Genomic DNA, 12,912 nt, shown 5'->3' with positions numbered 1-12,912 from the left:
CAATAATACAAAAAAGCTTTTGCTACAAGCCTAATGAGGCTTATGCAAAAGCTTTTTCCTATGGATATATTTACAACGTACCTTCGAAAGCCTCTCCGACTTTCTTATCATCTTCTAATACGAGAATTCCTTTTGCGTCGGGCGCATCTTGCAGATTGAGTTCTTTAGCAGAACAAATCATACCAGACGAAGCGACTCCACGAAGTTCCGCATCACGAATGACCATACCTGAAGGCATTACAGCGCCTACTTTTGCTACGACCACTTTCTGTCCAGCTTCCACATTAGAGGCGCCACAAACGATTTGCAATGTTTCCTCCCCTACGTCTACCTGACAAATGTTCAATTTATCTGCATTTGGATGCTTTTCTTTTTCAGCAACATAGCCTATAACGAATTTCGGAGTGAAGTCCAATTCCAATTCTAACGCAATGTCATTTTTCACTAAAGCTTCTTGTATTTGTTCGCCAAGCTCTTCTGTCAGTTCTACTTGACCTACTGTTGAAACAGTGAAATAACTGGATGCATCAAATAAATTGAACGCGATTACAGTTTCTGTCTCTTCATTTTTAATCAAAGCGACATTATTTTTTCTTTCCACAATAATTGCTGCCGGTCTTTCAGTTGTAAGTTGAACGAACAATACGTCGCCAACACCTTCTGGATTATAAAATATATTCATTTTTTCTGATCCCTTCTTGCCAATCTATTTTTCGCCATAATGAAAATCGGTTCAAGCTTACCATCTTCATAAATGAAAGACAATGATGTAACAGGTACGGCACCTGTTGTGAAAAACTGCATCGCGATCTGCGCCACGACGTCATAGCCTGTTTCATTCCTTATATCTCCAATGATTAACACATCTTGGTGAGGAACGGAAACGACCATATGCCCTTGTATTTTCTGTTCCATTTCTCTCATAAATGGCTGATTCAATATTCTGCTCGCATCATAGCCATCGTTATTGTTGATGAAGTAGAATATATTATCAGAGACGACATCTTGCTTATACGTTGTCGGTAACGACTTCACTTTAAACATTGCGACTTCCTGAATTTCCTGTTCTGTCATCTGCAGATCGGACAGCATCCCTTGATCAATCAGGCGATACGTGTTTCCTAAATCTAGCGCATAGAAAATTCGTGTTTCGGCTGTATGCTCTTTCGTTAAGAAAGCTTGTCCTGCGGAACTTTCAGTTGGAAATGAAGTCGAACGGATGACAGGATAAATTGTATTTTCTCCTGCGAAGCCTTTTGCCTGTTCTTGCTCCATGGCGCGAAATGTCTCTAGGACGGTATACACCACTTCATCGATTGCACGTTCGTTTTTCTGTTCATACTTGGATAGAATTTCAGGTAATGAAATATCCATGCCTTTATGAAGAGTATGGTGGACAATCCGCAATTTGTCAGCCCGACGGTCAAATTGCCAATCAAAGTTCTCTTTAGGTAAGCGTTTCTTTAGTTCTTCTACCAAATCTTCAGCTTCCATTCGTTAACCCTCTCCTTCACTACTCAAAATTACTTACTGGTCGTCATGTTGAACCGAACGAGCAATTTCCATCATCATTTCTAAATACGCTTTGGTGTTTTCTTCATCCGTCACAGTTTCAACTTTCGCTCCGCCTACGTTAGCGATTAACTCTACTTGTTTCTCACCTTTTTGTATGACCGCAACAAAGCCAAATGCTTCATCTTTAGAAAATGTTTGTGCACCTACTAAATCATCCGGTTCATCCGTTAACAGTACGTCATAATAGACTTGACTATTTTTCTTTTCATTCGGATTAACTGTTAGATAAAATGAATCATTTCGTTTAGTTAAAACAATCTTTTGGGAAGTTGATTCTTTATCCATTCGTAGAGTTGGCGGTTTATAGAATTCAATATCGCCCACCGTTTGATTTGGTTTCTTGCTATTTAGTTCAAATACTTTTTTCGCTGAAACAAATGCATCGTCAGTACGGACTTCCACTTTCTGATTACATCCTACCAACACGACAGCCAGTAGCAACAGCAAGAAAACCTTTCCACTTCGCAACATTCAGGTTCCCCCCTTCTCTACTTTCGTTCAATTTTCTATCAGTCCTATTCTAATCGCACCCCGACGCTATTGCAATCGTCAGCTTTGTAGCGACGTGCTATACAAGAGCTGGCCAATCAATAATTGCATGATATGTTCAAATAACGCATCCCTTGGTACAAGTTGTGCCGTCAACATACCCATAGCCCCTTCTGACGTGCGTACATTTTGCTTTTTGAAATAGGCATCCACTGCATCACCTAGCTCTTTGCCACGGCGAATTTCATCAGCTAATTCGTCCGGTAAAGGGATTTGTGCGCCCGCGGCAGTAAACATTTTGCCTTCCGGCGTGGTGAGGGCGCCCCAATTGCAGAGATACATCGTGCCGGAAAGCATATGAACCCCGCCTTCTAAACCTATACCAAAAGCATTCTTTGCTGCAGTGATCGAACGATTGATGGCACCTTGCCGCGTTTCTTCCTCACTCATCGGCTGTGCGCTGACGCCTGACTGAACGGACGCAAAAGAAATGGTACTGTTCTCCACGTAACGTTCAACGACCCGAACTACCGCACGTTTTTTCGCCTGATTTTCAGAGCCCAGAACAAATTCCATTCCACATCCTCATTTCATTTCTAGTCGTTTAGCAATTTTGTTTAATAGTTTCCACAGTTGTTTTATCACATGCTTTTACTAGTTTTGTAATTAATTCTTTCGCTGCTGCATAATCATCTGTGTGGATAATGGAAGCCGCAGTATGGATGTAACGAGAACAAATACCGATGACAGCACTTGGCACGCCGTTATTGGCTACATGTACTTGCCCTGCATCCGTACCGCCTTGGGATACAAAGTATTGATACGGTATATTGTGAGTTTCAGCAGTATCTAAAATGAATTCGCGCATACCACGGTGTGTGATCATCGAGCGGTCCATAATACGTAGCAACGTTCCTTGGCCCAATTGACCAAATTCTTTTTTATCGCCACTTGCATCATTTGCAGGACTTGCATCGAGTGCGAAGAATAGATCAGGATCTATCATACGTGCTGCCGTTTGCGCGCCACGTAAGCCGACTTCTTCCATAACGGTTGCCCCTGAATACAATGTATTCGGCAACGTCTCATTTTTTACTTCTTGCAAAAGCTCTATGGCAAGACCGCAACCATAGCGGTTATCCCATGCTTTGGCCATAATCTTTTTTGGATTAGCCATCGGTGTGAACGGACAAATCGGCAAGATTTGCTGACCGGGACGAATGCCGAAACGCTCAGCATCTGCTTTGTCGTCAGCGCCAACATCAATCAGCATGTTTTTGATATCCATTGGTTTGCTGCGCTCTGCGTCACTCAACAAGTGCGGTGGAATCGAACCGATCACACCGGGAATTTCCGCATCTTCCGTGATGATCTGGACTCGTTGTGCCAATAATACTTGGTTCCACCAGCCTCCTAACGGCTGAAAACGAAGCATTCCGTTATCTGTAATACCTGTTACCATAAAGCCGACTTCATCCATATGTCCAGCAACCATAATTTTCGGCTCGTCTTCTTTTCCGTGCCGAACACCAAACACGCCACCGAGACCATCTTGAATTATCTCATCCGAGTTCTGTGCCAACTGCTCGCGCATAAAAGCCCGGACACGGTATTCATTACCAGGTGCGCCCGGAAGTTCAGTCAATGTACGAAATAACGCCAATGTTTCATTTTTCATCTAAATCCCTCACTTTTTTATTGTCTATGTGTAGTATATCCACATAGCAAACAGATGAATACTAATTAGGTTAAGAATGTACTTTACACAAAAGTGCCATATTCTGCCGATTAGTAAAATTGGAAACGCTTTTGAATCGCCATGTACTTTTAAACTATGTTACACTATAAGAAAAGATTTGCGAAGGAGGCTGCAATTAGCCATGAGAGTAAAAGACTTTTTAGCTGGAATTTTAACTGGTGTTGCTGCAGGCGTAGTAGTGAATGAGGCATTTAATCGTTACAATGAAGAAGTACCTGCTGATAACGTATTGAAAAAAGTAAAAGATGCATTTAAAGAAGAAGGACCAATCGACGGTTCGTGGATTGTTATGAAACCAGAACCTTACACAAATCACGTGATTTCTATGGATGTTTACCGTGGTGGCGTTTCTCGCATGAAAGACGGCAAGCTAGAGCAATTTGAATTCGCAGCCGATGCGAAAACAGGTACTGTCGTTGAGCTAGTTCGTCAGTAATCAACTTCTTAATTTAACCGAAGAGGCTATCCAAGAAGCTTCCACTTCTTGCGATGGCCTTTTTTATTTGGATGCATGTTGAGTGCGAATCGTATAACGCTTCTCTAAGATTTGTGAGAAAAGCAGTTCAGGTAGTATTTGGCTGGATTACTATTTATTCAAATATTATTTTCCTAAGCAAAAAGGCAAACCCTACGAATTTTAGGGTTTGCCTTTTATCTCTAATCACTACTATAAAATCAGCGTTCTAAAGAAAGAAAACAATACTAGTTGATCTTCGTTACAGGCGGCGACTGCTGCGGGAACAGCACGAGCTGAAAGCCCCGCAGGAACGCAGTGACGAGGAGATTGAAGCCGTGCCCGCGGAAAGCGTCCGCCTGGAACGTAGATCAACGGCGCCCTCTAGCTCACCAATAACTTGAACTTTACCTCGTACTTAAACCCAAACGTCAGATTCTCACCGAGTACGAGGCAAGCTATCTACAATAGTCTTCCCATCTTCACTAAACTTCGCCATGCGATACACCGCATCATGATAGAAAATAAACCCATACTCATTTGGAAGCGCTTCCTTCATTAAGCGCTCTTTTGCAAAAATCGAGTCCATTGGATAATCATCATACGCAAGTACCCACAAAGGATTCGTATGTGCATGCGTCGGCATAATATCCGCCATATGAATTAACGTCTCGCCGCCTTGCTCTAGCTTAATTACACAATGGCCGTCACTATGACCGCCCGTATGAATCATCTTAATACCTGGTGCTACTTCAATCTCCTCTTCAAATGTCTCAACTTGACTTTGAATTGGCTCCCAGTTTTCTTTCCAATACGTATTGCGTGAGCGAATATTCGGTTCTCTCATTTCATCCCACTCAACTTGTGAAGTATAGATCTTGGCATTTTTAAATACAGACACCAGCTGATCATCTTCCCACTGTGTCAAACCTGCCGCGTGATCATTATGAAGATGGGACATTAACACAACATCAATATCATCAGGCGTCATGCCAAGCTCTTCTAAACTTTCCTCTACACGCGTTTCGGCACGGACACCCAAGTTACGCTTTTGCTTGTCGTCCAACTTACCTTTTCCGATACCGGAATCAATTAAATAATTTTTATTTTGATATTGAATGAGGATGGGGTCTGTTCGTAGTTCAATTAAATTGTTTTCATCTGTTTCATAGCGCCTTGACCATAGAGCCTTCGGAACGACACCGAACATCGCACCTCCGTCTAAAAAGTTTACGCCTCCGTCTAACCACGTTAGTTTCATATCATGAAAAGTTAGTTGATCCAAAATAATTCCTCCCTACATTCCTTTAGTAACTGTTGTATGGACATTGTACTTTTCCACTGAGCCCTAGAGCTCCAGCAGAAAAGTACAATGTCCAACAGCTTTTAATCTCTTATCAATCAGAATTCGCTTTGATATTGTGCTTCCAGACGATAAATCGGCTGACCTTTACTTGAAAACTTTTCTTCGTACTCGGTTAACACATTGTCTTCAGGCATGTTTGCATGTAAATCGAGTGAAACGGATAGTAATTTCATCCCATAATTCGTCATGGAAACAAGGGAATATTCAAACAGCAAACGATTATCTGTCTTGAAGTGAATTTCTCCATTCGTCTTCAAAACACCTTCATATTTCGCTAAAAAATTCGGATGTGTCAATCGACGCTTTTCATGGCGATCTTTTGGCCATGGATCAGAAAAGTTTAAATAGACACGATGAATTTCCGAATCCGCGAAAATGGATTCCAACTCTTCTCCATTAACACGCATCAAACGTAGATTCGAAGGTTTTTCCGCTTCAATCGCTTTCTCTAAGGCGGATACAATGACATTATCGAAATGTTCGATGCCAATATAGTTAATCTCCGGATTAGCTAATGCCATTCCAATGATAAATTGACCTTTACCTGTACCCACTTCAATATGGATTGGCGCATCGTTCCCGAATTCTTCAGTCCAACGATTCTTTTTGCCTTCCGGATCCAAAATCAATACATCCGGATGCTCCGCCATGAAATCTTTAGCCCAAGGCTTATTTCGTAAACGCATAATCAGTACACTCTCTCTTTTTCAGTAAATTCTTTTCTATTGCTCTTCTATGATTTCTTCTGCATCAAACAACCGACTCATCGCTGTAGTTTGTGCATGATCCAATATTGCTTGTGCGGCTTTAAATTGCGTATGTTTCATGGGACTTGGATTACTGCATAACTTTGTCAGCCATTGGTCATATGTTTTGCGATCAATGGTTGTAACCTCAAACGGAGTACCAGGATAGTCAATATAGCCATTTCTCGATACAATCAGCTTCTTGATCGGGATTTCCACTTTCGCTGCTCTGAAAAATGATGAAACCACTTTCTCCATTCTACTAAGCGCTATCGTTGGATTCAGCACCTTCGCTTGTTCTTCACCGAACTTCTTCAGCCAAAACCTTTCGCCACTACCTATGTACGCAGCCATTCTTTCATCTTCTAGCACTGTGATGCAATAGCATGTAGTAGGAGCTAATAAGATGATGTCCAACTCGACAGGTGCCTTATTGACTTTGACGATTGGATAATAAAGCAACAAGAAGCTATCAGGTAAACGCAGTGTCAGTTGCTTCAACAATGGATCAGAGAAATACTTTGGATCTACACGGGATCGGTCATACAATGTAGAACTAGCCCACTTTAATTGGAATTGAAACAATTGATCACGATAAGCCTTTTTTAACTGTTCAACATTCGAAGGTTGACTTGAAATAGAAGCTTGAAAATCCCAATCATTCTCTTGATCTTCTACCGCTTGTTCAGAAATAGCGGACGCTTGTGTCAATTCCACATCTGGTTGTTTACGCCATTTTTTGAATAATACCGTATACCATTTCGAAGGCACTTCCACATCCTTAGAAAAAGTAGCCGCTTGCTCCGCATATATATCCACACCGTGCTCCCATTGTTTTTTAATACGTTTCCATTGGTAGCGCTTCAGACGGATGAATTGTGTCGGATAACGGGTTAGATCATTCTCGTACCGCGAAATATAATCCGCAAGTTTAATTAGCTGGGCCATTTGATTCTCTTTCCTTATGATGACCAGCCGCCACTAACTTCGGAATTTGCGCCTCAAATGCTTCTTGTAACTTTCTCGTCAACGGCCCCGGAACTCCTTGTCCTATAGGTTGCTGATCTATAGTGATAACCGGTGTGATTTCAGCATTCGTAGACGTATAGAAAAATTCATCCATTTCTAACGCTTGTGGCAATGTGAATTCTTCTTCTTTAACTGGAATCGCTAACTTCTCTGCTATTTGCAATACGACACGACGAGTAATTCCGTTAAGTATGAAATGGTTAGCAGGATGTGTATACAGGATACCGTCCTTAATACCAAATGCATTGGAAGAAGAGCCTTCACGTACCAACCCGTCCCGTACGAACAACGCTTCTTGACATCCATGATCAAACGCCTCTTGTTTCGCCATGACATTGCCGAGGAGATTCAAACTCTTAATATCACAACGAAGCCAACGCATATCTTCAACAGACTTCATCGCAGCGCCTTGTTGAAGAAATTGCATAGGACGTGCATTTTCTACGGCATAGCCAATCATGACAGGGACACTGTCTTCCGGGAAATGATGCGCACGTGGCGCCACACCGCGAGTGACTTGTATATAAATATGTCCGACAGATATTTGATTATCCGACTGTAGCCTTTGTACGATTTCGAGTAGCTCATCGATAGTATACGACAGGCTCACACGAATTTTTTCTGCACTCTCAAGTAATCTCTCCAAATGCTCTTTCGCTGTGTACAATGCGCCATCATATACTTTAATTACTTCATAGACGCCATCGCCAAAAACATACCCACGGTCATTCACCGAGACGTTCATTTTATCTTCTGTTAGGTATTCCCCATCTTTGAAATAGATCACACAACCGCCACCCTTCCTATATGAAACCTCAAGCCAAATTACCGCCAGTTTCCTCTTTTTCTATTTTCACATGTTTATGACATAAAATCAATTAGACCTTATTAGAGTGAGAGCCATTTTTTCTATTCATCTCTTAAGAACAGCTAACTCAGTAACTAGTAAACTATTTATTCTAATTTATTCAAAAGTATAAGCGAAAACATGTGCGCTTTTATATAAAATACGTTATACTACTATTGTCAGAATCATTCACTTATTATTCTGGCATAGCGTAGATAAAAGGAGCGAATCAGGAAAGGTAATATCAAAGAATACCCCAACAATCTTCCTTTGAAATGTTGGCGTGAAAATATGAAGATGAAGGAGTGGTTTCTTAAATGAACCCAGCTACCGATCGCATGTTAATTCGTATCAAAGATGTCTATCTGTTCATTCGGGATAACGGAAAAGTAACAACGGAGGCCGTGGCGGAGGAATTCAATATTTCACCCCGCACTGCACAACGTGACTTAAATGTTCTGGAGTACAATGAATTGATTAAGAGCTCAGTCCGCGGCGAATGGACGACGACGTCCAAGAAAGTGAAATTATCTTCCTGATGTAGCCTCCTATATACAAATTTACAACGCAAAAAGGCTGATGCTTTTGCATCAGCCCTTTTGCTTGGAACGATCTACTTCTTTTAGTTGTAGCAATTCCGCTTCTGTTAGCTCACGGTATTCACCTAGTTCCAATTCTGGATCCAATTCAAGCGGTCCCATCGTTAACCGCTTCAAATACACCACTTTTTTCCCTACCGCTTCAAACATCCGCTTCACTTGATGAAACTTACCTTCTGTAATCGTCAGTTCAATCTCCGACTCTTCAGCAGAATGCAATATGTGTAGAATGCCAGGCTTCGTTTCATAGGCATCATCTAAAATCACCCCGCGCGCAAAAGCTTCTGCATCTTCTTCTGTTACTATTCCAGCCACTCTCGCATAATACGTTTTCGGCACTTCTTTCTTCGGTGACAATAAATTATGCGCCAGTTTCCCGTCATTTGTCAGAAGTAATAACCCTTCTGTGTCTTTATCCAAGCGACCTACCGGAAACGGTTCGAAATGCCGATCTTCGCTCGCAAGCAAATCAACGACTGTTTGATCACGGTTGTCTTCCGTCGCAGATAAGACGCCAGGCGGTTTATGCATCATCAAGTAGATGAATTCTCTATAGACGACTTCTTCACCTAGCAATGAAATCGCGTCTGAATCTGGATCCACGTGCTGGGCAGGATCTTTCATCACTGCCCCGTTGACCCGAATCATTCCTTTTTTCAAGAGTTGTCGAACTTCTTTACGTGAACCATAGCCTGTGTTTGATAATAATTTATCCAGTCTCATTGATTATCCTCCAAGTCCAAAGCGTCTCATCATACGTGTTAGACGATCTCCAAATAATTGTTGTGCTAGTCCTGATTTGATAGCCAAGAATCCATAAATCACCATTCCGACACCTGATCCTATCATGACATACAACAAAGCTTGCCAACGTCCCACTGGAATATGCGCCATATTCAAGCCTTTATTCGTCAGCCAAACACCAGCAAACATTACTGCATTGAAAGCCAATATTAAAAACAAGCGTCTGATGACCATTTCAGATTTATAATTCAAGGCTTTTTTAATGACGTACAAATTGATACACACTGCTACCGAGTAGCCAATGGCGGTGGCGATAATTGCGCCGTTCACTTCAAACAATTTAATCAGCGGAATGTTGATGAGCATTTTCACTAGCAATCCGAGCAATGAAGTGAAGACAATCCATTTATGATGATCAATTCCTTGCAAGATGGCAGCCGTTACGGTGAACATCGCAAATAGAATCGCTACCGGTGCGTAGGAAGCTAAGACACTCGCTCCCGCTACATCGTACTCATATAAGAATTGATAGACTTCACTGTTCAAGACAATTAACCCAATAACCATTGGAATCGTCAAGAACAGCATGATCTGATACGTTTGATCGAGTGATCGTGTGACGCCCTTTTGATTGTTAGACGTATAATCCTTTGTGATAATGGAGATGAGCGCCATAGAAAATCCAGTTGCGACCATCACGGGAATCATCACGATCTTATGTGTTAAAAAATTCAGCTTTGTTAAATATAAATCAGATACACTTGAAAGGCCGATTGATTTCATAGCGCCGTTGAAAGTGATCATGTCGACGAATTGATAAATTGGATTAATCGTTCCGACCAATACAAATGGTAATACGTACGCGAGGACTTCCGTATAAATTTGTTTCAACGACACCGAACTCGCTGGCGGACTATTCGATAACAAATAATCAAATTCATCCTGATATTTTCTCCAGTAATAGTAAAGACTCCATAACCCGGCGAGTGCTCCAATAAACGCAGCAAACACGGCAAACTGGACAGCGATTTTCGGCGATAGATCCAGTACATTGACGACCACAAAAGCTCCGACAAGCACAACAATGATGCGTACAATCTGTTCAATTAATTGGGAAACAGAAGTCGGTTCGAACTTTTGATAACCTTGCAAAAATCCACGGGCGATACTAAGTAACGGTACTGCCAGCAAAGCAAAGCTGACCCAACGAATGACAGTTGCAATATCTTGAACCGTGAAAATCTGTTCTTCATCTTTGATGACGAGTTCCGCAATCGGATTCGCTAGGAAGAACAACGCAAGAAATGACAGCAGGCCCGTTAAAGACATGACGAGCATGCCCGATTTCATTAATTTCCGTCCGGTCGCATAATCGCCTAACGCATTGTATTTAGAGACAAACTTTGAAATGGCGAGCGGAGCCCCGGATACCGCGACCGCCAGTGCTAGATTGTAAGGTATGTATGCATATTGATAGAGACCGACACTCTTTTCTCCAACGATTGCATAAAACGGAATTACATAGAGTAAGCCGAGTGCCTTCGATAAAAATAAGCCAATCGTTAAAATGGCCGTGCCTTTCAATAAATTGGATGCCATAATTGATTCCTTCCATTCCTAAAGAGATTCTTGTATAGTTTACCCCTCGACACGCTTTTGCACAATCTTTATCTCAAGTCCAAATCAAAAAGCAACGATGCCCATATGGTGTATAATGAAAGACAAAATGAAATGAAAGAGTGGTTCTACAATGTATGATGTAATCGTAATTGGTGGCGGACCTTCAGGGTTAATGGCCTCCATTGCAGCAGCCGAACAAAAAAAGGGGGTTTTATTGATTGAAAAAGGACGTAAACTTGGCAATAAACTAGCCATTTCAGGCGGTGGTCGCTGTAACGTCACAAATCGACTGTCACAAGAAGAAATCATTAAACATATTCCGGGAAACGGTAAGTTTTTATATGGACCGTTCTCTGTCTTTAACAACCAAGATATCATCCACTACTTCGAAGGCCTTGGCGTTCCGTTAAAAGAAGAAGATCACGGACGGATGTTTCCCGTTTCAAATAAGTCTAAAGATGTCATCAACGCCCTATTAAATCAGATGGATGAACTAGGCGTGGACATACGCTTGGAAAGTCGAGTTCAGAAATTATTAATGGATGATGAAAAGGTTCTCGGTGTTCGGTTAGAAGACGGTGAAGAAGTACGTGCTCATGCAGTAGTCGTTGCAGTCGGAGGCAAAGCCGTTCCACAAACAGGCAGCACGGGTGACGGATACCCTTGGGCTGAACGGGCGGGCCATACCGTAACGACATTGTATCCAACAGAAGTTCCGTTACTGTCGCGCGAACCATTTATTGTCTCGAAAGATTTACAAGGTCTGGCGTTACGTGACGTCAAAGTGTCTGTATTGAATAAAAAAGGGAAAACGCTTGTTACCCATCAGATGGACATGCTCTTCACCCATTTCGGATTAAGTGGACCAGCGATTTTACGCTGCAGCCAATATGTGGTCAAAGAGCAGATGAAAAACGGCAAACAGCCTGTCTTGCTGCAAATTGATTCACTACCTGATCAACATGAAGAACAATTGACACAAACTATCGCGAAAATTTTAAAAGACGAACCTAAGAAACAAGTAAAAACCTCATTGAAAGGTCTCGTACCTGAACGTTGGTTGCTATTTTTATTGAAGAAAGCGGAAATCGAGGAAACCGAAATCGGCATAGATATTAAGCGTGAGGCTATACGTACACTCGCAAAACTTCTTAAGACGTTCCCTGTACATATTACAGGCACGCAACCGATTGAGAAGGCATTCGTTACGGGCGGCGGCGTTTCAGTAAAAGAAGTAGAGCCAAAGACGATGGCTTCACGTAAAAAAATCGGATTGTTCTTCTGTGGAGAGATTTTAGATATTCACGGCTATACGGGTGGCTATAATATTACCGCCGCTCTTGTAACAGGGCGCCTGGCGGGAATGAATGCCGGATTATTAAGTCGAACGGAATAATCGTATGAGCGGTTGAACGTCTGCATAGAGCGGTCGACACGTGCGATAGAGCGGTTAGCGTGTCGCATAGAGCGCTTAAGCCGTCCGATAGAGCGTTCAACGTATTCTATAGAGCGCATAGTCCATAAATATGATAATCGCAAAACGCATTCCATAAATCGAGTAGGAGGGAGTGATTAACTCCCGACCTCTCACACCACCGTACGTACCGTTCGGTATACGGCGGTTCAACTAAGATTGATGACGCAAAGTTTCGTAACGTGATAATAGACTTTTGAGCCCTTGGGA

At 42.1% G+C, this 12,912-nt stretch carries 14 protein-coding genes; 3 read left to right on the top strand and 11 right to left on the bottom strand.

Features of this window, described 5'->3' with window-relative positions; all coding sequences use genetic code 11:
* Positions 1-70 precede the first annotated feature (70 nt).
* The 5 genes from ytpR to CSV60_RS06515 all read right to left on the bottom strand — a co-directional run bounded on the left by ytpR (position 71) and on the right by CSV60_RS06515 (position 3,742).
* Entirely contained in the window at positions 71-682 is a 612-nt protein-coding gene (gene ytpR, locus CSV60_RS06535) for a YtpR family tRNA-binding protein (RefSeq protein ID WP_099636416.1), read from the bottom strand.
* Positions 679-1,494, bottom strand: coding sequence for a DUF1444 domain-containing protein (locus CSV60_RS06530; protein WP_099629605.1), 816 nt, complete (start codon positions 1,492-1,494; stop codon positions 679-681). The genes ytpR and CSV60_RS06530 overlap by 4 nt, the downstream gene beginning before the upstream one ends.
* A gap of 33 nt (positions 1,495-1,527) precedes the next feature.
* Positions 1,528-2,046 carry a hypothetical protein gene (locus tag CSV60_RS06525; RefSeq protein ID WP_099629604.1) on the bottom strand — a complete coding sequence of 173 codons (519 nt, stop codon included), beginning with the start codon at positions 2,044-2,046 and terminating at the stop codon, positions 1,528-1,530.
* Between the two features lie 78 nt (positions 2,047-2,124).
* Entirely contained in the window at positions 2,125-2,640 is a 516-nt protein-coding gene (locus tag CSV60_RS06520; RefSeq protein WP_099636415.1) for a DUF84 family protein, read from the bottom strand.
* Between the two features lie 28 nt (positions 2,641-2,668).
* Complete coding sequence (locus tag CSV60_RS06515) at positions 2,669-3,742, bottom strand: M42 family metallopeptidase (protein WP_099636414.1); 1,074 nt, start codon at positions 3,740-3,742, stop codon at positions 2,669-2,671.
* A 202-nt stretch (positions 3,743-3,944) separates the two neighbouring features.
* On the opposite strand from CSV60_RS06515, the gene CSV60_RS06510 reads away from it, so the two are divergent.
* Positions 3,945-4,259 (top strand): peptidase M4, encoded by a 315-nt coding sequence (locus CSV60_RS06510; protein ID WP_029052835.1) that lies wholly within the window; start codon positions 3,945-3,947, stop codon positions 4,257-4,259.
* Between the two features lie 457 nt (positions 4,260-4,716).
* Here CSV60_RS06510 and CSV60_RS06505 read toward each other — a convergent pair whose 3' ends face one another.
* The 4 genes from CSV60_RS06505 to dat form a co-directional block, all read right to left on the bottom strand.
* Positions 4,717-5,562, bottom strand: coding sequence for a YtnP family quorum-quenching lactonase (locus CSV60_RS06505; RefSeq protein WP_099636413.1), 846 nt, complete (start codon positions 5,560-5,562; stop codon positions 4,717-4,719).
* A 116-nt stretch (positions 5,563-5,678) separates the two neighbouring features.
* The gene (trmB, locus tag CSV60_RS06500; RefSeq protein WP_099636412.1) at positions 5,679-6,329 is read right to left on the bottom strand and encodes a tRNA (guanosine(46)-N7)-methyltransferase TrmB; all 651 of its coding nucleotides are present in this window, start codon (positions 6,327-6,329) and stop codon (positions 5,679-5,681) included.
* A gap of 36 nt (positions 6,330-6,365) precedes the next feature.
* On the bottom strand, positions 6,366-7,337 hold the full coding sequence (locus CSV60_RS06495) for a nuclease-related domain-containing protein (protein ID WP_099636411.1): 972 nt from the start codon (positions 7,335-7,337) through the stop codon (positions 6,366-6,368).
* The gene (gene dat, locus CSV60_RS06490) at positions 7,321-8,205 is read right to left on the bottom strand and encodes a D-amino-acid transaminase (protein WP_099636410.1); all 885 of its coding nucleotides are present in this window, start codon (positions 8,203-8,205) and stop codon (positions 7,321-7,323) included. Before dat ends, CSV60_RS06495 begins: the two co-directional genes overlap by 17 nt.
* 377 nt (positions 8,206-8,582) lie before the next feature.
* Here dat and CSV60_RS06485 point away from each other — a divergent pair, with 377 nt between their 5' ends.
* A complete protein-coding gene (locus CSV60_RS06485) occupies positions 8,583-8,804 on the top strand; it encodes a DeoR family transcriptional regulator (protein WP_099629597.1) in 222 nt (73 codons plus the stop codon).
* Positions 8,805-8,855: 51 nt separating this feature from the next.
* Here the strand turns inward: CSV60_RS06485 and CSV60_RS06480 are convergent, their stop codons facing one another.
* Positions 8,856-9,587 carry a pseudouridine synthase gene (locus tag CSV60_RS06480; protein ID WP_099636409.1) on the bottom strand — a complete coding sequence of 244 codons (732 nt, stop codon included), beginning with the start codon at positions 9,585-9,587 and terminating at the stop codon, positions 8,856-8,858.
* Positions 9,588-9,590: 3 nt separating this feature from the next.
* Entirely contained in the window at positions 9,591-11,207 is a 1,617-nt protein-coding gene (locus CSV60_RS06475) for a putative polysaccharide biosynthesis protein (protein WP_099636408.1), read from the bottom strand.
* Between the two features lie 151 nt (positions 11,208-11,358).
* Here CSV60_RS06475 and CSV60_RS06470 point away from each other — a divergent pair, with 151 nt between their 5' ends.
* Positions 11,359-12,624: a BaiN/RdsA family NAD(P)/FAD-dependent oxidoreductase gene (locus CSV60_RS06470; protein ID WP_099636407.1), complete on the top strand. Its 1,266-nt coding sequence runs from the start codon at positions 11,359-11,361 to the stop codon at positions 12,622-12,624.
* Positions 12,625-12,912 lie beyond the last annotated feature (288 nt).

This window comes from Sporosarcina sp. P7, from assembly GCF_002743425.1.
GTDB lineage: Bacteria > Bacillota > Bacilli > Bacillales_A > Planococcaceae > Sporosarcina.
This window is presented reverse-complemented; position numbering and strand designations above follow the sequence as displayed.